The organism is Halomonas sp. EF61 (assembly GCF_040147045.1).
In the GTDB taxonomy this organism is placed as follows: domain Bacteria; phylum Pseudomonadota; class Gammaproteobacteria; order Pseudomonadales; family Halomonadaceae; genus Halomonas; species Halomonas litopenaei.
The window spans coordinates 37,492-60,182 of sequence record NZ_JAMSHM010000001.1 but is presented as its reverse complement, the minus strand read 5'-3'; the positions used below and the strand labels follow the sequence as shown (position 1 = coordinate 60,182).

Genomic DNA, 22,691 nt, shown 5'->3' with positions numbered 1-22,691 from the left:
TCGTACCAGCATTGTGGCATGGTGAGGTGACACGATTCAGCTTTCGAGCAATTTGCATTTGCCGAAGCCAGGTGATCCCAGCATCCGGCGTGCGCTGTATCTGTTGCATCCCGGCAGTGCCGGGGCGCTGGACCTCCTCGCCGACACCGTTCAACCGATACCGGTGAGGAAACGCTGCACCTCACCCAGGAGAGCCCTTCATGCTGACGCTGAACGCCGACGACATCCTGCTGGATTGTCGTGCCGAGAGCTGGCGCCACGCCCTCGACGCCGCCTTTGACGCCCTGAAGGCGGCCAGCCTGGTCGATGACGGCTACCGCCAGGGCCTGGTCGATCGGGAGTCCCAGTCTTCCACCTGGCTTGGCAATGGCATCGCCATCCCCCACGGCACCCCCGAGAGTCGAGGCGCGGTGCGTCGCACCGGGGTGCGGGTGCTGCAGTTCCCCGAGGGCGTGCGCTGGCACGACGGCAACCTCGTTCATGTATTGGTGACCATCGCCGCCCAGAGTGATGAGCACCTGGATATCCTCAGAAGCCTGACCCACGTGCTCGACCGGGACGGTGTCTCCGAACGCCTGGCCCAGGCGAGCAGCGCCGAGGAGATCACCGAGCTGCTGGCTCGGCCGGTGGTTCGCCCGCGACTGGACCAGGACACCCTGGTGCTGGGCCATCGCGCCGACGACCTGCTCGATCTGGCGCTGGCCGGGGCTCAGCGGCTGCGCCAGCTGGCATTGGTCGATACCGCCTATCTTGCCGAGATGGTCACCTCCATGCCGACGCACCTGGGACGGGGGCTGTGGCTTGCGTCCAGCGAAGCCGGCGTGTCCACGCCGGCACTCGCTGCGGTGACGCCGGCCAAGCCCGTCCAGCATCAGGGCAGCGACGTCGAGGCGGTGTTGTGCCTGGCCTCCCATGGCGAGGCTGGACGCCCGCTGGCCGACGCCATCGTGTCGCTGGTGGCGTCACTGGATGAGTCCGACGCCGCCCATCTGCGCGAGCGGGACGCCGACGACTGGCTGGCGCTGCTGGCTGGCGAAGGTGGCTCGGCCCAGAGTCGTCGCGTACGCCTGCTCAACGCCCATGGGCTTCACGCGCGTCCGGCCAAGGTGCTGGTCCAGAAGGCACGCGAAAGCGGGGTCGCCGTGCAGGTGCGCCTGGCCGAGGGCAGCGGACGCCCGGTGTCGGCGGCGTCGCTGACCAAGGTGATCGGTCTTGGTGCCAGACGAGGACAGGAGCTGATCCTGTCGGCGCGAGGCGAGGGTGCCGAACAGGCGCTGACATCGCTGGTCGAGGCGATCAACGATGGTCTGGGGGAGCAGGTGACGCCACTGGCGTCTTCGGCTGTGTCGCAAGGCGAAGCCGAGCAGGCGGTCGAGGAGCCGGTGGCGGCAAGCATGCCGCCCGCCGACCAGCCGCTGGAAGCGGTGGCCGCATCGCCGGGACTCGCGGTGGCGCCGCTTTTCGTGATCAAGACCCCGGACTTCGACTATCCCCGCGAGGCGGCGGACTCCGCGTTAGAGCGACAGCGCCTCGAGCGGGCCATCGCCCAGGGCGGCGAGCAGCTCAAGGCCCTGATCGCCCGGACCGCCGGAGGCGAGGTCGCCGCCATTCTGTCGATGCATGAGGAAATGCTCGAAGACCCGGAACTGGCCCAGGCCGCGCGCGAGGGCATCGACGAGGGGCTTTCCGCCGAGGCCGCCTGGTGGCAGGCCATCGACGTCGCCGCCCGCGCCCAGGAACAGCTGGCCGATCGCCTGCTGGCCGAACGAGCCGCGGATCTGCGTGACGTCGGCCGTCGTGTGCTGGGTATCCTGTGCGACGTCGAGCTGCCCGAGCCGCCGGCCGTGCCTTACCTGCTGGTGACCGACGATATCGGTCCGTCCGATGTCGCCCGCCTGGACACCGAGCGGGTTCGCGGCATCCTCACCGCCCGGGGCGGCGCCACCGCCCACAGCGCGATACTCGCCCGGGCACTAGGGATACCGGCGGTAGTCGGTGCCGGTGCCGGCGTGCTGGCGCTCGACAATGGCACTGAGATGCTGCTCGACGGCGATGAAGGCTGGGTCGTGCCGGCACCCTCGCAAGCGCGTCGCGAGCGCTTCGAGGCGCGCATGGAAGCGCTGGAGGCGCTCAAGGCACGTGCCTGGGACGCTCGCTTCGAGGACGCCCGGACCGAGGATGGTACCCGCGTGGAGGTGGTCGCCAACCTGGGCAATACCGCCCACGCCCGCGACGCCGTATCGCGCGGCGCCGAGGGGGTGGGGCTGCTGCGTACCGAGTTTTTGTTCATGGCCCACGCCTCGCTGCCGGACGTGGAGACCCAGGAGCGCGAATATCGCGAAGCCCTGGATGCTCTGGACGGCCGCCCGCTGGTGGCGCGGACCCTGGACGTGGGTGGCGACAAGCCGCTGGCTTACTGGCCACTGCCCCAGGAGGACAACCCCTTCCTCGGCCTGCGTGGCATTCGTCTGGCCCTCAGGCGTCCCCAGGTGCTGCGCGATCAGTTCAGCGCCCTGGTGAAGGCCGCCGACGGCCGGCCGCTGCGCATCATGCTGCCCATGGTCAAGGACCTGGATGAGTTCCGCGCCGCCCGTGCGATCTTCGATGAGGTGCTGCGCGAACTCGGCGTCAGCCGAGACGGCGACCGCCTGCAGCTGGGCGTGATGATCGAGGTGCCGTCCTGCGCGCTGCTGGCGCCGAGCCTGGCGCCCGAGGTCGACTTCTTCTCCATCGGCACCAACGACCTGACCCAGTACACCCTGGCCATCGACCGTGGTCATCCTGAGCTTTCCGGGGAGTCCGACGGCCTGCACCCGGCCGTGCTGCGGCTGATCCAGATGACCGTCCAGGCGGCCCATGCCCATGGCAAGTGGGTCGGCGTGTGCGGTGAGCTGGCCAGCGACCGCCAGGCGATTCCGGTGCTGGTTGGCCTCGGCATCGACGAGCTGTCGGTGAGCGCCCGCCAGGTACCCATGGTCAAGGCACGCCTGGCGTCGGTCTCCACCACCCGGGCCCGGGAACTCGCCGCCCTGGCATTGGCCGCTCCCACCGCCCGGGACGTGCGCAGAGAGCTGGAGGCGAACCAATGAGCGAGATATCCGGCAATGCCGTCAAGCCACCGGTGCTGACCATTTCGGCCAACCCGGCGCTGGACCTGTCTGTCGCTGTGGACCGGCTGACGCCAGGTGCGCTGCACCGCGCCGAGTCAGTCGAGCTGACCGCCGCCGGCAAGGGCGTCAACATGGCGCGGGTGCTCGCCGCCCTGGGCCACCCGGTCTGTGTCACCGGATTTCTGGGCAGTGACAACGACTCGCCCTTCATCGATGCCTTCGCCGAGATGGGGGTCGAGGACGCCTTTGTGCGATTGCCCGGCGCCACCCGCATCAACACCAAGCTGAGCGAGGCCGACGGTCGCGTCAGCGATATCAATGCGCCGGGACTCAGCGTCGATGCCGACGCCTGGCAGCGCCTGATCGCCACCATCGAGGCGCGCCTGACGACGCCTGCGCTGCGCCCCGCCGCGGTAATGATCGGCGGCAGCCAGCCACCGGGAGTCGGCGCTTCGGCGCTGGCCGAACTGATCACTCGGATCAAGGCCACCGGCGTACCCGTGTGGGTGGACACCAGCGGCGAGGCGCTCAAGGCAGCGGTCAAGGCGGGGGCCGACGCGGTGAAGCCCAACCTGGAGGAGCTGGCCGACTGGGCGGATCGTGACATTGCAACAGACGTCGACGTTCAGCGTGCAGCCCTTGAGCTTTACGCCGCCGGCGTCGGCGACGTGCTGATTTCCGCCGGTGCCGACGGTGTGACCTGGCTGGGTCCGCATGGCCTGTGGCAGTCGCTGCCTCCTGCGGTCAGGGTGGCCAATACCGTATGTGCCGGCGATACCCTGTTTGCCGCCATGCTGCACGGCGTGCTGTGCGAGGCGCCTGTGGAACAGGCGCTGAGGTTTGCCACGGCGCTGTCCGCCGAGGCGGTGCGCCACACCGGCGTGGGCCGGGCCGACGCCTCCGATTTCACCGACCTTCTTTCCGACACCAGGGTGCGGCGCCTCAATGACGTCGAAGCCCGGGGAGTACTTGCATGAACGTGATCCTGTTGACGACCTGCCCCGGCGGCAGCGTCACGAGCTACCTGGCCGCCCAGCGCCTGACCCCTGCCGCCGAGGCCAAGGACTGGCAGCTCTCCACCGAGGTGCACTCGAGCCTGGCGCCGGTCGAGACCCTGTCCCACCAGACCCTGGCCGCGGCCGAGCTGGTGATCGCGGTGGGCGAACCCATCGCCGGGGCCCACCGCTTCAGCGGCAAGCGCCTGTATCGTGGCAGCCTGGAAGATGCCCTGAGCGACCCGTCGGACTTTCTCGAGCGGGCGGCCCGTGACGCCCAGGTGTTTACCCCCCTCAACGATGAGGCGGCCAGCGCTTCAGGGAATGGCCCCGTGGCTGCAGACGTCAGCGACGAGGCGCGCATCGTCGCGGTGACCGCCTGTCCCACCGGGGTCGCCCACACCTTCATGGCCGCCGAGGCACTGGCCGAGGCCGGGCGTGGGCTCGGCCATCAGGTACGCGTCGAGACCCAGGGCTCGGTGGGCGCTCAGGACCAGTTGACCGACGACGAGATCGCCCAGGCGGATCTGGTCATCCTGGCCTGCGATATCGAGGTCGATCCCACCCGCTTTGCCGGCAAGCGGATCTACCGTACGTCCACCGGCAACGCCTTGAAGAAGTCGCGCCAGACCATCGAGGCAGCGCTGGTCGAGGCCCAGGTGGAAAGCGCGGATGGCGGTGCCAGGGCCGAGTCCGCCAAGAGCTTCAAGGAGAAGGGCGTCTACAAGCACCTGCTGACCGGGGTGTCCTTCATGCTGCCCATGGTGGTGGCCGGGGGCCTTTTGATCGCGCTGTCCTTCGTCTTCGGCATCGAGGCCTTCAAGGAGGAGGGCACCCTGCCTGCCGCCTTGATGGAGATCGGTGGGGGCACCGCCTTCGCCCTGATGGTGCCGGTGCTGGCTGGCTACATCGCCTATTCCATCGCCGATCGCCCCGGCATCGCCCCGGGCATGATCGGCGGCATGCTGGCGTCGAACATCGGTGCCGGCTTTATCGGCGGTATCCTGGCGGGCTTTCTGGCCGGCTACGTGGCCAAGGCGGTGACCCGCTACGTCAAGCTGCCTTCCAGCGTCGAGTCACTCAAGCCGATCCTGATCATCCCGCTGGTCGCGAGTCTGGTCACCGGTCTGGTGATGATCTATGTGGTCGGTGAGCCGGTGGCCGGGGTGCTCGAGGCACTGACCGCCTTCCTCGAGAGCATGGGCTCCACCAACGCGGTGCTGCTGGGGATTCTGCTTGGGGCGATGATGTGCTTCGACCTGGGGGGACCGGTCAACAAGGCGGCCTACACCTTCGGGGTGGGCCTGCTCGCCTCCGAGACCTACGCCCCCATGGCGGCGATCATGGCCGCCGGCATGGTGCCGGCGATCGGCATGGGCATCGCCACCTTCGTCGCCGGGCGCAAGTTTGCCGACCCCGAGCGCGAGGCCGGCAAGGCCTCCTTCGTGCTGGGGCTGTGCTTCATCAGCGAGGGCGCGATTCCCTTCGCCGCCAAGGACCCGCTGCGGGTGATTCCCATCAGCATGCTGGGCGGCGCCATCACCGGAGCCATCTCGATGCTGGTGGGCGCCAAGCTGATGGCCCCCCACGGCGGCGTATTCGTGCTGTTGATTCCAAATGCGATTACTCCAGTGTTGTGGTACCTGCTGGCGATCGTCGCGGGCTCGCTGGTGACCGGGCTCGGCTACGCCGCCATCAAGCGCGGCGAGGCAGCTTCCATGCCGGTGGGCGAGGGGGCCTGATATGGGGGGCTCGGCACTCACCGGCGGTTGACGGCCAGCAAGGTGCAGGTGGCGCCCTGGGTGCCTCTCACTGGTGCACGATGAAGGGTATTGCTCAATGGCTCGGCCTGACAGGTCGGGCCATTTTTTTTGTTCTTGACCCTTTAACGAAATGATCGACTGGTATTTTGCTGGATTCTCAGTAAAAAGACGGAAAAATTCCGAGCGCATGGCATAATGGCGCGCTTCTTGCCTCATGCTAGGCAGGACCCGGAGCAGGTGGCGACCCCACCTCAGCCGGGACAGGGCCTTACCGGGCCCAGGCGGCCCCCACCCGGGGCCTGACAAGGACGACCGTTTTCTTGTGAAGGCCGGCGAAAGTCGGCGCGAGCTGGCACGAGGCGGTACGTCCGATTGATGAGGAGATCCCATGTCAAGCGAACCCGTGACTCTCATGGTGGCCCGCCGCGTGGCGCGTGGACGCTACCGCGACTTCACCCTGTGGCTCGATGAAGGCCGCGAGCTGGCGGCGGACTTTCCCGGCTATCTCGGCTCCGGCATCCTGGCGCCGCCCCCCGGCGACGACGAGTATCAGATCATCTTTCGCTTTCAGGACACCGATACCCTCGCACGCTGGGAGCATTCCGCCTCGCGCCGTGCCTGGCTCGAGCGTGGTGCCGGCCTGTTCGAGGCCCCCCAGGAGCGGCGTGCCCTGGGACTCGACAGCTGGTTCACCAGCCCCGGCCCCAGGGTGCCGCCGCGCTGGAAGCAGGCGATCGCCATCTGGCTGGCGTTCTTCCCGGTGTCGCTGATGTTCCAGTGGCTGCTGGGCGATACCCTGGCGACCTTGCCGCTGGTTCCTCGGGTACTCGCCAGCACCCTGATGCTGACCCCGGTGATGGTGTTCCTTTTCATCCCCCTGTCTACCCGCCTGCTGGCGCCCTGGCTTCAGGCGCCGCCTGGACGTGGCGCTCGCCTGAGCCTGCGTCTGCGCCGCAGCTGAGGCTGACAGGCGGCCCTCCCGGCTCGCATTGAGTCTGGCCACTGCTCGCGCCTACACTCAGGTCATGCGGCGTTGCCGCGGATCTTGAGGACAGCCCATGGGCAGTGCGAGCACGGCGCCCCGCGTGGAAGGCGACATCACCGCGCGGGAGCGCCCTACACCAGAACAACAAGAGCTTGCGTCGCTGGGACTCAAGGTGGCGGCCAGCCGCCACCCCAAGGCTGAACAGGCGGCGTGTGAGCTGCATCACGAGCTCTATCATCCCGACCTGGGTTTCGTGCTGTTCTTCGTCAGCGCCGAATACGCGCTGGACCCCCTGGCCCAGGCCCTGGAGTCGACCTTCGGTGGGCTGCCGCTGGCGGGTTGCACCACGGCGGGTGAGATCACCCCGCTGGGGTACGAGCGCGGGTCCATCGTCGCCATCGGGTTCGATCGCCGTCATTTTGGCGTGGCCACCACCCTGCTCGAGGACCTCGAGAGCGTCTCCCTGATCGACGCCCAGCGTCGGGTGGAGTCGCTTCTTGCCACCGCCAGGGGGCATCTGGATGGCGAGGCCTTCGCGCTGACCCTGCTCGATGGGCTGTCGGCCAGCGAAGAGCAGGTGCTGACCACGCTGGACGCCGCCCTGGGAGGTATCCCGAGCTTCGGTGGCTCGGCCGGGGACGACAACCGATTGGCGCATACCCACGTGTTTGCCGGTGGGCGCTTTCACAGCGCGGCGGCGGTGGTGGTGCTGATCACCACCCACCATCCCTTCGAGGTGTTCTCGACCCATCACCTGGCGGCACGCCGTGACAAGCTGGTGGTCACCCGCGCCGACCCTGCGGGCCGGCGTGTGCTGGAGCTCAATGCCCTGCCCGCGGTGGACGAGTACGCCCGGCTGGTCGGGGTCTTGCCAAGCGAGCTCGATGAGGGCGTGTTTGCCCGCCACCCGTTGGCGGTCAAGCTGGGCGACGCCTATTACGTCCGCTCGATCCAGCGTGCCAACGCCGACGGTAGCCTCAGCTTCTACTGCGCGGTGGAGACCGGCATCGTGCTGACCGCCATGGCCGGCACGCCGATTCTCGAGGCCCTCGACGATACCCTGGGGGGCCTTCAGCGCCGGCTGGGGAAACCGCAGTTGATCATCGGCTGTGACTGCTTTCTCAGACGGCTGGAGTTCGAGGCGCTCGCGCAGATCGGCGACGCCTCCGAGCGACTTTCCAGGGCCTCGGTGGTGGGCTTCAACACCTACGGCGAGCAGCACCACGGCATGCATATCAACCAGACCTTCACGGGGGTGGCGATTGGATCTGGTCGGTGAGCCAAGGCAGGATCGCGCCAGCAGTGCACTGGAACAGGAACTGCTGGAGGAAAACCATCGGTTACGCCGGATCTGCCAGGCGCTGATCGAGCGGGTCGAGTCCGCCGGGGCGGGCGGGGCACCCTATGGTGCCTTCGAGCACGCGGTGCTGCTCGCCGAGCAGGTGCGCGAGCGTACCGAGACCCTGCACCGAACCCTGGATGAACTGGCCGAAACCAATGCCCGTCTGGAGGAGGCTCGGCGCGACGCCGAGGCCGCCAATGCCTCCAAGACCCGCTTCCTGGCGGCGGTCAGCCATGACCTGCTGCAGCCGCTCAACGCCGCGCGGCTGTTTGCCAGCGCCCTGGAAGAGCGAAAGCTGCCGGAAGAATCCGGCCGCCTGGTGCAGCGTATCGATCGCTCGCTCAGCGACGTGGAATTGCTGCTGGGGACCCTGGTCGACATCTCGCGACTGGATGCCGGAGTGCTGACCCCGGATGTGGCCCCCTTCGCCGTCTCGCAGTTGCTGGATGCGCTCGCCGAGGAATTTCGTCAGATGGCCGGCGCCCGCGGGCTGGCGTTTCGCTATGTGCCGAGTTCTGCCTGGGTCGAGTCCGACCTGGCGCTGCTTGCCCGGGTGATTCGCAACCTGATGTCCAACGCCGTACGCTACACCGAGTCGGGGCGGGTGCTGCTCGGCTGTCGCAGACGTCGGTTAGGCCAGCAGTACTGGCTCGAGATCCTGGTGGGGGATACCGGCCCGGGCATCGACGAGGCTCGGCGCGACGAGATATTTCTGGAGTTTCGCCGCGGCAACGCCGCAGCCCCGGGGCAGGAGCGCGGGCTGGGGCTGGGGCTTGCCATCGTCGATCGCATCGCCCGCCTGCTCGATCATCCCATTACCCTCAATAGCCGACCCGGCCAGGGCGCCCAGTTCTCGGTAAGCGTGCCCTGCGCTCGCCCGGCGCGTGCGGTGGCCCCGTCGGCCTCGACCCTGCAGCAGGCCGGCACGCGGCAGCTGCAGAGTACCGAGGTGTGGGTGCTGGACAACGATCCCGCCATCCTCGAGGGCATGAGCGCGCTGCTGGGTGGCTGGGGATGTCGGGCGCGCCTGGCGTCGCGAGTGGTTGAACTGGAACAGAGCCTGGCCGAGCGTCACGAGACACAGGGCATGGATAGGCAGTCGCCAACGGTGGTGATGATCGACTACCACCTGTCCAGCGACGAAGAAGATGGTCTGGCCCTGGCCCAGCGCCTGGCCTGCTCTCATATAGACCTGGCCCCGATACTGATCACCGCCAATCACGACGCCGAGATCAAGCGGCGTTGTCGTGAGCTTGGCTTCCCCTGTCTACTGAAGCCGCTGAAGCCCCTGCGCCTGCGTCAGGCACTGATACACCTGCTCGACGCCGGTTGAGTCGTCTTGCCTTGGTCAGCGAGATGTTCGTTATCTGCTAGCGCGCCCGTCGCCTGGCCAGGCAGGGTGGGCAGGACCTGTCTCTGGCTCTCGCGCTCTGGTACCTGGCCTGTGGCGTCGCGGGTGTCGGTGGTGACCAGCTCGCATTCGCGGCGCGCGATGGGCTGGCCCTTGCCGCCTGTCGTTAGATGTCAGGTCCCGGATGATTAATTACACGCTTGGTGAATAGCTCAGGACGCCTGTTCTGCCAGTCTTTCATCGCTGAAATGGGGGCTTGGTGCTTCAATGCCTTCTGCGGGATGTGATGATTGTACAGCCAGCAGTATCGTTTTAGCGTTTGCTCCAGGTCTTCTCCGGAGACATAGCGACGCGTCGCCAAGACGTCACTGATACGGCCATTGAAGCGTTCGACCATTCCGTTGGTTTGAGGGTGGCCCGGTCGAATCAGGCGGTGCTCCACGTGGTGCTCTGCACATGCCTGGTCAAACGGATGCTGTCCGGTGGGCTTGCGCTCTCCACCAGAGGTGAAGCGATCCGTGAAGCTCTTGCCATTGTCCGTCAGCACCTTTTGGACCTTGAACGGGGCCTTCTCAACGACCCGATGGAAAAACGCTTCAGCATCGCTTGCCGCCTGGCTGGAGCGCAGCTCCAGATAGACCCAGCGCGTAGCTCGGTCGATGGCAACGTACAGATAGCGGCGCTGCGTCTCATCAGGCATCTGCGGCAGATATTTGATATCGATATGGAGGTAGCCCGGTTCGTAGTCTCGAAAGGGCTTGGGCGTTTCCTTCTTGCCCTCCTGATCCCTCTTAGCCAATTGGGCCAAGGTGGGCACCTGGCGGCGTTTCAACATCCGGTGGAGCGCCGCTCTGGATAGCGTGGGATGCAAGAACTCCCGGGCGACGACGAGCAGGTCGTCGAGCCCGAGACGAAGGAATTCGCGTGCCGCAATCAGCACCTCTTCCTGCTCGTGGTTGAGCGTTGCCTTGAGGTTGTGACGGGTGTGGGGGCGATCATAGACGTCATCGCGGTGCCGCCACCGACGTATCGTCATGTCACTGACACCAAAACGCTCCGCCAGCGCCGTATCGGTAATGTGAGCAGGAGCCGCCTGGATCTCAGCGCGAATCTTCGGGGTTGTAGTGGCTTGCTTATGAAGCTTGATCTCCATGGCAATGCTCCTGGATGAACTGACGGAGAAGCCCTCGGGCGGCTATCAAAGGATAGCTCCTTTTGGTCAATTGAACATCCGAGACACCACAGTTAGAGTGAGCCAATAGCGGGTGCGTTAGTCGGTGGAGGCGTTATGAGCTCTCGATATTTTCCCGGTTGCATTCCACATCCAACGACGAAGAGCCCTATTTAGTTGCAGAAGGTGGGGGTTGTTGGCCGCTTGGCAATATAATAGATATTGCAATTAATAGTTGCTGTCATGCATGGTTAAATGATGTGTTCTCATTGTCACGAACGGTTTGTGTGGATTTTTTTCTAAATCTGTTTCCACAAATATTAGACTTCCCCCAATGGATACAATTAATAGTCCATCTTCTTCAATTGCCACCACCTCCCCAGTTAGCTCAATACTATCTTTTCCTTCCTTTATTTTTGGTTGTTTTGAGTTTGCTCCAAGTATTGTCGATCCCCACCAGAGTTTCTCGTCAATATCTATCTCAACATCATAATGTTCGTTTTTTCTTGGCATATTTCCCAGCCAAATAGCCTTCCCTCTTCCTAAGGGGCTGGCAAAGTTAACAAAAGTATTTTTATTGAGTACTTTGATCTCTTCGATTTTTACATTCATCGCGATGTCTTTCTCTGTGGAACCCTAATAACAGTGTTATCTACATTCATAACATTGTTTTCTGTACCCAGCGTCCAGATTTCTTCGTGATAATGATGTTTGGTGGAGGAGCTATTCATTTCATGGGAACCGTAACGGATACTGCGAGCACCATCTGAAGATACGATTCTATCGCGGTCGGGAGCACCCGTTCGTGGATGAATATCAGTGTGAGGTCCCGGACCCAAAAATTCATCCCATCGGTCTGTTGCGTCCTCTGGTTTGACAGGTTTATTACTGTAGGTCTCATTGTGGTAACCCCTCCGAGGAACCCCCGAATCAGGACAGTTACACCCATTGTCCCTACTCAACCCCAGCGGATCCACCCATCCTGTCGGATTGGGGGCGTACATGTACAGATTTTCGCCGCAGGCCAGGCCGATGGGATCCTGGGTGGTGAAGCGTCCCGTCTCTGGATCATAGTACCGATGGCGGTTGTAGTGCAGCCCGGTTTCTTCATCCAGGTACTGGCCTTAACTGCCTCTACCTCGTGGTCCAAAGTGCTGCAGTTATTTTATGAATCCAGCTTTGGAAGTGTGATCGTTTCAGCTTCAAATTCAATAATGTCACCGGATTGTATCTCCATTGAGAAATAGACGTTCCCGTTTCCGGTATTTTTAGGTCCACTGATTTTGTTAACTGATACACTTTCTCCCCACTCACTTCTTCTTGGGATTTTCAAGTTTTTAAACTTGTGTGCTCTTAATATTTCGATCTCTCCACAAGGAGAAATTAATTCTATCTCAATTTCGCCGGTGCGCCATTCCGCAATTACTTTTACAATAGTCCAGTCATGCATTTAATCACCGGTTTGAAAGATTGATTGGTAAGTGGGCTTCAGGAGACTCTGGAGGTACTACGGAACCATTAATGTCTAGGCGTTGCCCTTGAACGTTGTTGACATGAGCGTGTGGTGATTCACAGTTCGTGTGGCACAGGACACGTTGTACTCCCGTTTCAGGATCAACATATGCTCCCTTACCTTCCATAGGTTGAGGGGCGGTCTCAATGAGCAAGTGCAACACCTGATCGATCAGGTACGCTATTGATCTTACCCAGCACTGGTGGACACCGGTCTAAGCGATCATTCGAGCCTCGAAGGCCTCTGGGCTGATCATCCCGATCGCGCTGTGCCTGCGTTGCCGGTTGTAGTCCAACTCAATGTACTCGAACACCTGCCGTCGCATGGTTTCTCGGGTCGTGAGTCGCTCGCCGTGAATGGCCTCGACCTTGAGACTGTGAAAGAAGCTCTCGGCGCAGGCATTGTCGTAACAGTTGCCCTTGGCACTCATGCTGCACCGGAGGTCGTGCCGGGTCAGCAACGACTGGTACAGGGACGAACAATACTGGCTACCACGGTCGCTATGCACGATGACGCCCTTGGGCATCTTGCGGCTCCACAGCGCCATCTGAAGCGCGTCGCCGACCAGGTCAGCGGTCATCCGCTCGCTCATCGCCCAGCCGATCACCTTGCGTGAATACAGGTCAATCAGTACCGCCAGGTAGAGCTAGCCCTCACCAGTCGCCAGGTAAGTGATGTCGCCGACCCATTTCTGGTTCGGCGCCGTAGCACTGAAGTCCTGCTCCAGCAGATTCGGTGCGACGGGCAGGCCATGCCGTGAGTTCGTCGTGGCCTTGAACTTACGCGCGGCTTTCGCCCGCAAGTTTTGCCGACGGAGGCTGGCAGCCACGGTATTGAGGCAGATGGCTACGCCAGCATCGTTCAGGTCATGGGTCAGCCTGGGGGCGCCTGAGCGCCCCTTGCCCTGCTCGAAGGCCTGAGCCACGCGCTGATCGGTGAGCGCTTGCCGGCGGCGGCGAGGAGAGGGTACACCTCCCCGCAGTCGCCAGGCGTAGTAGCCGCTGCGGGCGACACCGAGAAACGCACACATCCGTTGAATGCTGAAGGCCTGACGATGCTGCTCGATGAAGGCGTACTTCACTTCAGGCTTTTCGCGAAGTACACCGCGGTACGCTCAACTGGTCATCGCAACACAGCCACTCGACAGGGAACGATATGGCAAGACGAGGACGGCCAGGAGGACTCTCCGCAAACCAGAAGCAGTTACTCTGGGAGCAGTGGCAAGCAGGTCAATCGTTAAGTGAGGTCAGTCGGCTACTTTGTCAGCATCCAGGGTCGGTACATCGTGTTCTGTCCACCAGCGGTGGTATCGCACCGCACCCTCGTTCACGATCCAGTCGGCACTTGACCCTAGCTGAGCGGGAGACGATCTCCCGTGGTATCGCCACTGGTCAGTCCTTTAGGCGAATCGCCCAGCAGCTGGGGCGCTCTGTTTCCACGGTGAGCCGGGAAGTCGCTCGCCATGGAGGACGCGACCGGTATCGGGCCAGTACTGCTGATGAGGCTGCATGGGAGCATGCCAAACGCCCTAAGGTGTGCCATCTGGCAACTGTCCCCGAACTGCGGCAGCTCGTGGCGGAAAAGCTTGCACTACAGTGGTCTCCTGAGCAGATCTCGGGCTGGCTGAAACTCCGTTTCCCGAGAGACCGGCGCATGCAGGTGTCACATGAGACGATTTACCGCAGCCTTTACATCCAAGCGCGCGGTGTACTGAAGAAGGAACTGATGCAGCATCTGCGTTATAAGCGCATGATGCGCCGCTCCAAGCTTGCTACGAGTCAGCCGCGCGGACAGATCCGGGATGCGGTGCCCATCCGAGAACGTCCTCCAGAGGCGGAGGACCGGGCGATTCCGGGGCACTGGGAAGGAGATTTGATCACCGGTGCCAGAAATTCCCACATTGCTACGTTGGTCGAGCGTCACTCTCGCTTCACCATGCTAGTTCAGGTGGATGGCAAGGATACGACCAGTGTGATCGCTGGCTTGATAAGAGAGGCCCAGCGGCTGCCGGCTGGTCTGAGAGGATCTCTAACATGGGATCGGGGCACAGAGCTGGCGGCACATAAGGACTTCACGGTTGCGACCGATATTCAAGTCTACTTCTGCGACCCTCAGAGCCCATGGCAGCGGGGAACCAACGAGAATACCAACCGCCTGCTAAGACAGTACTACCCAAAAGGGACAGATCTATCCACGTTCACCCAGCAAGACCTTGATCAGGTGGCCATGCGGCTTAACGAGCGCCCCAGGAAAACGCTGGGATACAAGACACCTGCCGAAGTCTTATCCACCACCGTTGCATTGACCGGTTGAGCGCAAGGCGGCTTTTTTTGCGATTTCAAGCTCTTCCGACTTCTCAGCCAGCTGACGCTTGAGCCTCGCGTTCTCTTCCGCCAAGGCCTGCTCGCGAGCCGAGGCACTCTGCTGCTGCTGAGCCTTGGCTCGCCATTGGTAGAGCTGGCTGGGTTGAAGACCCAGCTCGCGGGCGGCGGCACTGGTACCAACACGGTCAGCGAGTGCCAAGGCCTCGTCCTTGTAGACCTGGGAGTAACGGGTGCGAGTCTTCTTCATCGACGTTGCTTGCCTTGCCATGGGGTCACCTCGTTCAGTGTACTGCCTTAACGGGGTGTCCACTGTTGGTGGGCAAGATCAGGCCTCGATCAGCCGATGTTCGGGGTCGTACTGGTAGTGCCAGGTCTCACCGCTGGGGGCGATACGCCGGGTCAGGTTGCCGCTGGCGTCGTAGTGGTAGTGGGTGCCGGCGTAGCGCTTGAGCAGGTTGCCCATGGCCGGCGACAGGCTGGCCGGTGCGCCAGGGTAATCGAGGCGAATGCGTTCCTCGGATCCGTGGTCGAGGTGATCGCGGGGGCGCTCGCGTCGCCAGCGGGTGGCCTCGGAGGGCGGGGTGTTGCTGCCGTTTTCGCTGGTTCGTTCTGGCGGCGCGGGATCGACCAGATTGCCGGCCGGGTCGAAGGCGAACACTTCCTCGAGGCCGGGGGCGCTTGCCTGGCGCAGCCGGCCCAATGGGTCGTAGCCGTAGCGGGTGGTGCCGCGCAGGTTGTCGTCCACCTGGCTGAGCAGGCCGTTGGCGCTGTAGTGCCACTGGCGTCTGACGGTGGGGTGTCGGGGCCTGTCTTCGACAGCGTCCTCGAGGGTGCGGATGTGCTGCTCGATCAGGCGTCCCAGCGGGTCGAAGCGTGATTCGACCTCGCGGCTGCCCTGGTGGCGGCGCACCTCGCGATGCAGGTCGTCGCGCTCGAAGGCCATCAGCTCGCGCTGGTCCAGGGTCATGGCGTGGACATGGCCGGAGCCATAGCGCAGCCAGGCCAGGGTCTGGCCGTCGGGCAGGGTGGTGGTCTCGCGGTTGCCCAGGGCGTCGTGGGTGTGGCGGGTGACGCTGGAGTAGTCACCGCCGTTGGGCAGCTGATGACGCTGCACCTCGGCGATCAGGTTGTCGGCGGTGTCGAAGTGAAAGCGCGTCTCGCTGTGGCGGCTGGCCGCGCGGGTCAGGCGTCCCAGCGGGTCGTAGCCGTAGCGGGTGGTCAGCGCGGGCTGGCCCGGTCGCTGGCTCTCGCGCTCCAGCACCCGGCCCATGGCGTCGCGGGTGAAGGTGGTGACCAGCTCGCCTTCGCGGCGCTCGATCAGGGCGCCGCCATCGTCGTAGCGGTAGTGGCGGGTGCGCCCGTCGAAGCCGGTGTCCTCGATCAATCGTCCACCGCCGTCATAGCGGAACTGCCAGCGGTCGCCGTTCTGGTTGGTCAGCGCCGAGAGCCGAAGCAGGCGGTCGTAGTGGTAGGCGAAACGCTGGCCCATGGGGTCGCGGCGCTCGATCGGCTGGCCCTTGCCATTGTAGCGATAGCGGGTGCGCTGCCCGGTGGGATCGAGATACTGAGTCAGCCGGCCTTCGCTGTCGTGGGAGAAGTGCTCGATGGCGCCGTCGGGGTGCTCGACGCTCAACAGCAGGCCGGTGGCGTCACGGGTGTAATAGGTGCGATGCCCGGCGGCGTCACGGCGCTCGATCAGCCAGCCGCGGTGGTCGTAGCGAAACTGGGTGGTCTTGCGTGAACAGTCGCTGGCACTGGTCAGCTGACCCTGGTCGTTCCAGCGGTACTGATAGGTGTTGCCGGCGGCGTCGGTCATCGCCGTGAGCAGGCCGCGCGCGTTGTGACGGAAGGTGGTGACACGCCCGCTCGGGGCGATTTCCTGCAGCGGCAGGCCGCGTTCATCGAAGCGTAGCGAGCGTTCGCGTCCGTCAGGTTCGGTGACGTTTATCGGCAGGCCCTGGTCGTCGTAGTCGATGCGGGTGCTCAGGCCCTGGGGGTCGACCGTCTCGATCAGCCGGCCCTGGTCGTCATAGCGATAGTGGGTGGTGCGTCCTTCGCCGTCGATATGGCGGATCAGCCGGCCGTGCTCGTCCCAGCGCCAGTGCTCGCTGCCCAGCGCCGGGTGGAAGGGGTGAGTGATCGACTCGATCTGGTTGTGATAGTTGTAGCGGTAGAAGGTCACCACGCCGTCGGCGTCGGTGACGCGGGTGTACCACAGGCCGCGATGGTACTCGAAGCGGGTGTCTTCGCTGCCGTCTTCCAGGCGGTTGCGTACGCAGCGCGCGTCGTGAGCGGCGGGCAGGGCGCCCTCGGCCTTGCCCGGCCAGTCCCACTCTAGCTCCACCGCCAGGCCACTGCGGTGGGTGTAGCGGGTGACCAGATGGTGCTGGTACTGGTACTCGCGGGTGTAGCCGCGCATATCACGACTTTCGATCAGATCACCGTCGGCGCTGTGCTGGTAGCGGACCAGCACCTCGGGCTCGTGCGCCTCGGCGGCTTCGTCGTTGGGTTTGGTGACGCCCGCCCCGGGATAGTGGCGCACCACCTTGGCCAGCAGCCCCGCGCTGCTGTAGTGAAAGCGCAGCAGCAGGGCGGCGCCGTCGGTCAGGCGGTCCAGTCGGCCCTGGCGATAGCTCAGGTGCAGGGCGCGGCCGTCGCGCTCGCGCTGCTCGACCAGGCGGAAGTGGACGCGCTCGCCCCACCCGGACTCGCCGATGCGGCGGTAGAGCTCCTGACTGCCGTCGAGGTAGTGAAGCCGGTAGTGCTCGCTGTCGGGGTGTTCCAGGGTCACGCTTTCACGCGGCAGGAAGCGGCTGCCGCCCACCTCGAGGGGGGCGATGGGCAGGGCGCGGTTCAGGCTGTCGATAAAGGTCAACTGCTCGCCCTGGGCCTCGAAGCGGGTATGGAACGGGCTGCTCCAGCGGGCGCCCAGCTCGCTGTCATCGAGTTCGTCGATGCTGGAGCGGTAGTAGCGGGTCCATTCGACGTCGATCAGCCCCGGTACGCTGAAGTCGGTGTGCCACAGGTTCTCGTCACCCATCACATAGTCCACAGGGTTGGGACTGGTGGGGGTGGGGCGATGCAGCGAGCACACGCAGCCGGCCGGAGTGGCGCTTGGCTCGGCTTCGTGGCGGGTGGTCTGGCGATTGTCTGCCGACAGGTAGTGGACCGTACGTTGGCCGGTGACGGCGGTGCCCTGGTGATTGACGTCCCCACGTTGCGACGACCGGCGGCGAGTCGCCTGGGCCAGGTCGCGTATCATCGGCAACAGGCGCTCGAACCCGGCGTTGACCATGGACCTGGCCATCCCGCCGAGCTGGCCGAGGAAGGCGATGAGGCGCTGACGGTCGTCACCAAAGGCCTCGAGCAGGCGGTCAAAGGCAATGAATACGACACGCTTGCCTTTCTCGAGAAGGTTCCACCACTCGGGGTTCTCGTCGATCAGTTTGAGCTGTTTGGCGGCATCGACCGGGTTGTTGATGAACTCGGCGAGTTTGCCGACGATGGTGTCAATTTCGCGCAACAGCTTCGGTTTCTGTTCCTCGAGCTTGGAGTCGAGTTCTGCCAGAAAATCCATCGCCGCACCGCCGGCCATGTTGAGCAGGATATCTGCGGCGATGTCGACGCCTTCACCGCGGGCAAACGCCTGTATGCCTTCGCGGGTACCCACGCGGATAGGGCGGGAGGCGTTGCCAAAGGCGGGCACCAGACCGATGGCGTCGATCACCAGCACCGCCCAGAGCCAGACGTTCTGGTAGTTCGGCGTGCCGTCTGCGTCGTTGCCATCGAGGTCAACCACGTCGCGGGCGACGTCGCCGATGGCCATGACGTTACCGACCACCGGCAGCATGTAGGCGGCCTGGACGACCACGTCGAGTACCGTGACGGAACCTTCCTCCACGTCCATCATGATCACGGCTTCCGGGGTCTCGCCTTCGCTGTAGGGCTCGGCGGTGATCACCCGGCGATGGTTGAGCTGTTCCCTCAGGGGGATAAGGCCGCCCCCGTGCTCATCGGCGGTGAATTCGGTCGGCACGGCCGGGCGCTGGCCGGTGTCCGCGATGGCCTCGGTGGGGAAGGGCCGATGCCCGGGGATCATGCCGTCATCCATCCTCAGTGCCCTCCGGTCACGTTTGGCTGGTCGCCAGATACCGATGGCAGCTCATGAGATGGGGATGAAGGAACGAGGGTAGATGGCACGGTGGATCCTCCCTGAACGACGCCGTGGTCCGACTCTGGAGGATCCTACTGGCGAGGCGAGGCCGGGACAGCAGGCGGAAGGTGCTTTCAGAGGGGGCTTACGCCAGAAACATCCATGTCGTCCAAGATGTGCCCGAATAGCGTGAGATCGCGGGGGCATCCGGTGCGGTCGGCTACCGGCGTTGCGGAATTGCGCGTCGTAGGGCAGGGCAGGCGGGGAGTGGATTCAGGTCAAGCGATCTGTGGGCTCCCCCTGGTCACTCAGCGCGCCCGCCGCCTGGCCAGGCAGGCCAGCAGGGTGGACTCGTCGGCTGCCAGGATCGCCTGAACACGGCTGCCGACGCCAAGCTTCTTGAGGATCGCCGAGACGTGGGTCTTGACCGTGGTCTCGGCGATATCGAGCTCGCGGGCGATGACCTTGTTGGAGGCGCCGCGAATCAGCAGGGACAGCACCTCGAGCTGCTTGACCGTCAACTGCTCGAGCGCGCCTACATCGGCTGGACCCGTCACCCCCTGTGTCGCCCCCTGCGTCGCAGGCGGGGCACTCGAGGCCTCGGCCGGGCGGCGCATGATCTCGGCGGGCAGATAGATCTGGCCGTCCAGGATCTGCTTGATCGCCGCCAGCAGGTCCGGGCGTGGCGTGGACTTCGGCAGGTAGCCGATGGCACCTAGATCCAGGGCGCCGAGTACCGTGGCGCGCTCGCTTTCGGCCGACAGCACCGCCACCGGCACCGCCGGAAAGGCCCGGCGCAGTTCACGCAGTCCGTCCAGGGCCGAGGCGTCAGGCAGATTCAAGTCCAGCAGCACCAGGTCGACGTCGTCGTCGGCGTCGAGGGCGCTTGCCAGCGCGGCGAAACAGTCCGCCTCGCGCAGCTCGGTGCCGGGCAGGCCCGATTGAATGACCGCGGCAATGGCGTCGCGAAAGAGCGGGTGATCGTCAGCCACCATCAGGCTGTGCATGTCTGGCGTCCCGGTTGTCTGTGTCCTTGGTCGGTCTCCTACCGAAGGAGGAGGCGCTCTCCTGCCAGGGCAGTATGTCGCAAGCCAGGTTCCTGACCAAGACTGGAGTGGCAGACAACTACAACATCCTTTCCAAGGAGACACGCCATGATCTACGCCAACCCCGGACAGCCCGACGCGGTGGTCAGCTTCGACGAGCGCTACGGTAACTATATCGGCGGCGAGTTCGTCGCTCCGGTCAAGGGTCAGTACTTCGACAACGTAAGCCCGGTCAACGGCCAGGTGTTCTGCCAGATTCCCCGCTCCGGTGCCGAGGATATCGACAAGGCGCTGGACGCCGCCCATGGGGCAGCGCCGGCCTGGGGACGCACCTCCGCTGGCGAGCGCAGCAATATCCTGTTGAAGATCGCCGAGCGCATCGAGGCCAACCTGGAGGCGCTGGCGGTGGCCGAGTGCTGGGACAACGGCAAGGCGGTGCGCGAGACCCTGAACGCCGATATTCCGCTGGCGGTGGACCACTTCCGCTACTTCGCCGGCTGCATTCGTGCCCAGGAAGGCACCGCCGCCGATATCGACGCCAACACTGTGGCCTATCACTTCCACGAGCCACTGGGCGTGGTCGGCCAGATCATCCCCTGGAACTTTCCGCTGCTGATGGCCACCTGGAAGCTCGCGCCTGCGCTGGCCGCCGGCAACTGCGTGGTGCTCAAGCCCGCCGAGCAGACCCCGGCTTCGATCCTCAAGCTGATGGAGGTGATCGGTGACCTGCTGCCTCCCGGCGTGGTCAACGTGGTCAACGGCTTCGGTGCCGAGGCGGGGGAGGCCCTGGCCACCAGCAAGCGCATCGCCAAGATCGCCTTCACCGGTTCCACCCCGGTGGGCTCGCACATCCTCAAGTGCGCTGCCGACAACATCATTCCTTCTACCGTGGAGCTTGGCGGCAAGTCGCCCAACATCTACTTCGCCGACATCATGAACGCCGAGCCGGAGTTCATCGACAAGGCCGCCGAGGGGCTGGTGCTGGCCTTCTTCAACCAGGGTGAGGTGTGCACCTGCCCGTCGCGGGCGCTGATCCAGGAGAGCATCTACGAGCCGTTCATGGCCAAGGTGATGGAGCGGGTCACCACCATCAAGCGTGGCAACCCGCTGGACACCGAGGTTCAGGTCGGCGCCCAGGCCTCCAAGGAGCAGTTCGACAAGATCATGTCCTACATGGACGTGGCCCGGGAGGAAGGCGCCGAGTTCCTGACCGGTGGCAACCAGGCCAAGCTCAATGCCGATCTGGACACCGGCTACTACATCGAGCCGACGCTGCTCAAGGGCAACAACAAGATGCGCGTCTTCCAGGAAGAGATCTTCGGCCCGGTGGTGGCGGTGACCACCTTCAAGGATGAAGAAGAAGCCCTGGCGATTGCCAACGACACCGAATTCGGCCTTGGCGCCGGCGTCTGGAGTCGTGACATCAACGTGGCCTTCCGCATGGGGCGTGGCATCCAGGCCGGTCGCGTATGGACCAATTGCTACCACCAGTATCCCGCCCACGCCGCCTTCGGCGGCTACAAGAAGTCCGGCGTCGGTCGCGAGACCCACAAGATGGCACTCGAGCATTACCAGCAGACCAAGAACCTGCTGGTGAGCTACGACACCAACCCCCTCGGTTTTTTCTAAAGGGAGTCGATCCGGGCCCGGTACCACCGGGCCCGGGAAGCTTCACCCCAGTGGCCTGACGCCGTTTGCTGCTCAGCGCCACGCCCGTTCACCGGGTGTCCCCGGACACCTTTCTCCTCTGTACCGTCCTTCCTTGATAGCGGGCGGACCGAGACCCTTTTTGCCCGGATCAGGGCAAGGAGCACAACAATGCAAAGCACCATGGAAGCCGCCGTCGTTCGTCAGTTCGGTCAGCCCTTGACCCTCGAGGAGGTCGAGGTGCCGCGCCCCGCCAGGGGCGAGGTTCTGGTCAAGATCGCCGCCTCCGGGGTCTGCCACACCGACCTGCACGCCGCCCACGGCGACTGGCCGGTCAAGCCCAATCCGCCATTTATTCCCGGCCATGAAGGCGTCGGCGAAGTCGCCGCGGTGGGTGAGGGCGTCAACCACGTCAAGGAAGGCGATCGGGTGGGGATTCCCTGGCTGTACAGCGCCTGTGGCCACTGCGAGCACTGCCTGGGCGGTTGGGAGACCCTGTGCGAGTCCCAGCAGAACACCGGCTACTCGGTCAACGGTGGCTTCGCCGAGTACGCCATCGCCGACGCCGGCTTCGTCGGCCATCTGCCGAGCAACGTCGGCTTCGTCGAGATTGCCCCGGTACTTTGCGCCGGTGTCACCGTCTACAAGGGCCTGAAGATGACCGATACCCGCCCGGGGCAGTGGGTGGTGATCTCTGGCATCGGTGGTCTTGGCCATATGGCGGTGCAGTACGCCGTGGCCATGGGCCTGAACGTGGCGGCGGTGGACGTGGCCGACGACAAGCTGGAGCTGGCACGACGGCTCGGCGCCACGGTCACCGTCAACGCCTTGAAGGAGGACCCGGTGGCGGCGATCAAGCGGGACATCGGCGGCGCCCACGGGGCCCTGGTCACGGCGGTCTCGCCGAAGGCCTTCGAACAGGCCCAGGGCATGGTCCGGCGTGGTGGCACCATCGCCTTGAACGGCCTGCCGCCGGGAGACTTCCCGTTGCCGATCTTCGATACCGTGCTCAACGGCATCACCGTGCGAGGCTCCATCGTCGGTACCCGCCAGGACCTTCAGGAGGCGCTGGACTTTGCCGGTGAAGGCAAGGTCAAGGCCACCGTGTCCACCGACCGTCTGGCCAATATCAACGACATCTTCGGCCGCATGATCGATGGCAAGATCGAGGGCCGGGTGGTGCTCGATATGCAGGGCTAAGTTGACTGAGCAGCAGCGGTCGATACAGCAGGGCGGCGACACCGGGTGTCGCCGCCCTGTCATCTTGATGTGATGTCCTTGTCATCCTTGC

General features: G+C 64.3%; 16 protein-coding genes and 2 pseudogenes. 9 read left to right on the top strand and 9 right to left on the bottom strand.

Annotated features, from left to right (window positions below; all coding sequences use genetic code 11):
- The first annotated feature begins 200 nt into the window (after window positions 1-200).
- The 6 genes from ptsP to NFI08_RS00230 all read left to right on the top strand — a co-directional run bounded on the left by ptsP (window position 201) and on the right by NFI08_RS00230 (window position 9,528).
- Window positions 201-3,089 (top strand): phosphoenolpyruvate--protein phosphotransferase, encoded by a 2,889-nt coding sequence (gene ptsP, locus NFI08_RS00255; RefSeq protein WP_349586315.1) that lies wholly within the window; start codon window positions 201-203, stop codon window positions 3,087-3,089.
- On the top strand, window positions 3,086-4,087 hold the full coding sequence (locus NFI08_RS00250) for a 1-phosphofructokinase family hexose kinase (protein WP_045994078.1): 1,002 nt from the start codon (window positions 3,086-3,088) through the stop codon (window positions 4,085-4,087). The genes ptsP and NFI08_RS00250 overlap by 4 nt, the downstream gene beginning before the upstream one ends.
- Complete coding sequence (locus NFI08_RS00245; protein ID WP_349586312.1) at window positions 4,084-5,847, top strand: PTS fructose-like transporter subunit IIB; 1,764 nt, start codon at window positions 4,084-4,086, stop codon at window positions 5,845-5,847. The genes NFI08_RS00250 and NFI08_RS00245 overlap by 4 nt, the downstream gene beginning before the upstream one ends.
- Before the next feature lie 409 nt (window positions 5,848-6,256).
- Window positions 6,257-6,829, top strand: a complete 573-nt coding sequence (locus NFI08_RS00240) for a putative antibiotic biosynthesis monooxygenase (protein ID WP_204248979.1) — start codon at window positions 6,257-6,259, stop codon at window positions 6,827-6,829.
- Window positions 6,830-6,926: 97 nt separating this feature from the next.
- Window positions 6,927-8,132 (top strand): nitric oxide-sensing protein NosP, encoded by a 1,206-nt coding sequence (gene nosP, locus NFI08_RS00235; RefSeq protein ID WP_213229170.1) that lies wholly within the window; start codon window positions 6,927-6,929, stop codon window positions 8,130-8,132.
- The gene (locus NFI08_RS00230) at window positions 8,116-9,528 is read left to right on the top strand and encodes an ATP-binding response regulator (protein WP_349586307.1); all 1,413 of its coding nucleotides are present in this window, start codon (window positions 8,116-8,118) and stop codon (window positions 9,526-9,528) included. Before nosP ends, NFI08_RS00230 begins: the two co-directional genes overlap by 17 nt.
- 184 nt (window positions 9,529-9,712) lie before the next feature.
- On the opposite strand, the gene NFI08_RS00225 is transcribed toward NFI08_RS00230, so the two are convergent.
- The 6 genes and pseudogenes from NFI08_RS00225 to NFI08_RS00205 all read right to left on the bottom strand — a co-directional run.
- A complete protein-coding gene (locus NFI08_RS00225; protein ID WP_349586304.1) occupies window positions 9,713-10,699 on the bottom strand; it encodes an IS481 family transposase in 987 nt (328 codons plus the stop codon).
- A gap of 246 nt (window positions 10,700-10,945) precedes the next feature.
- Window positions 10,946-11,329, bottom strand: coding sequence for a hypothetical protein (locus NFI08_RS00220; RefSeq protein ID WP_349586301.1), 384 nt, complete (start codon window positions 11,327-11,329; stop codon window positions 10,946-10,948).
- Window positions 11,326-11,832 (bottom strand): RHS repeat-associated core domain-containing protein, encoded by a 507-nt coding sequence (locus NFI08_RS00215; protein ID WP_349588732.1) that lies wholly within the window; start codon window positions 11,830-11,832, stop codon window positions 11,326-11,328. The genes NFI08_RS00220 and NFI08_RS00215 overlap by 4 nt, the downstream gene beginning before the upstream one ends.
- A gap of 50 nt (window positions 11,833-11,882) precedes the next feature.
- On the bottom strand, window positions 11,883-12,167 hold the full coding sequence (locus tag NFI08_RS00210) for a hypothetical protein (RefSeq protein ID WP_349586298.1): 285 nt from the start codon (window positions 12,165-12,167) through the stop codon (window positions 11,883-11,885).
- A 4-nt stretch (window positions 12,168-12,171) separates the two neighbouring features.
- Window positions 12,172-12,357: a hypothetical protein gene (locus NFI08_RS22835; RefSeq protein ID WP_502881047.1), complete on the bottom strand. Its 186-nt coding sequence runs from the start codon at window positions 12,355-12,357 to the stop codon at window positions 12,172-12,174.
- 87 nt (window positions 12,358-12,444) lie between these two features.
- Window positions 12,445-13,338: pseudogene (locus NFI08_RS00205) on the bottom strand (IS3 family transposase); the annotation flags it as partial.
- Window positions 13,339-13,385: 47 nt separating this feature from the next.
- Between NFI08_RS00205 and NFI08_RS00200 the strand changes: the two are divergent.
- Complete coding sequence (locus tag NFI08_RS00200) at window positions 13,386-14,543, top strand: IS30 family transposase (protein WP_349586295.1); 1,158 nt, start codon at window positions 13,386-13,388, stop codon at window positions 14,541-14,543.
- A gap of 12 nt (window positions 14,544-14,555) precedes the next feature.
- Here NFI08_RS00200 and NFI08_RS00195 read toward each other — a convergent pair.
- From NFI08_RS00195 to NFI08_RS00185, 3 genes and pseudogenes are all read right to left on the bottom strand, one after another.
- Window positions 14,556-14,822 (bottom strand): annotated as a pseudogene (locus NFI08_RS00195) (transposase); the annotation flags it as partial.
- A 57-nt stretch (window positions 14,823-14,879) separates the two neighbouring features.
- Complete coding sequence (locus NFI08_RS00190; RefSeq protein ID WP_349586292.1) at window positions 14,880-18,665, bottom strand: DUF6531 domain-containing protein; 3,786 nt, start codon at window positions 18,663-18,665, stop codon at window positions 14,880-14,882.
- 350 nt (window positions 18,666-19,015) lie between these two features.
- The gene (locus NFI08_RS00185; protein ID WP_349586289.1) at window positions 19,016-19,714 is read right to left on the bottom strand and encodes a response regulator; all 699 of its coding nucleotides are present in this window, start codon (window positions 19,712-19,714) and stop codon (window positions 19,016-19,018) included.
- Window positions 19,715-19,861: 147 nt separating this feature from the next.
- Here NFI08_RS00185 and exaC point away from each other — a divergent pair, with 147 nt between their 5' ends.
- Window positions 19,862-21,382, top strand: coding sequence for an acetaldehyde dehydrogenase ExaC (gene exaC, locus NFI08_RS00180; protein ID WP_045994075.1), 1,521 nt, complete (start codon window positions 19,862-19,864; stop codon window positions 21,380-21,382).
- A gap of 189 nt (window positions 21,383-21,571) precedes the next feature.
- The gene (adhP, locus tag NFI08_RS00175; RefSeq protein ID WP_108448261.1) at window positions 21,572-22,600 is read left to right on the top strand and encodes an alcohol dehydrogenase AdhP; all 1,029 of its coding nucleotides are present in this window, start codon (window positions 21,572-21,574) and stop codon (window positions 22,598-22,600) included.
- Window positions 22,601-22,691: the final 91 nt, after the last annotated feature.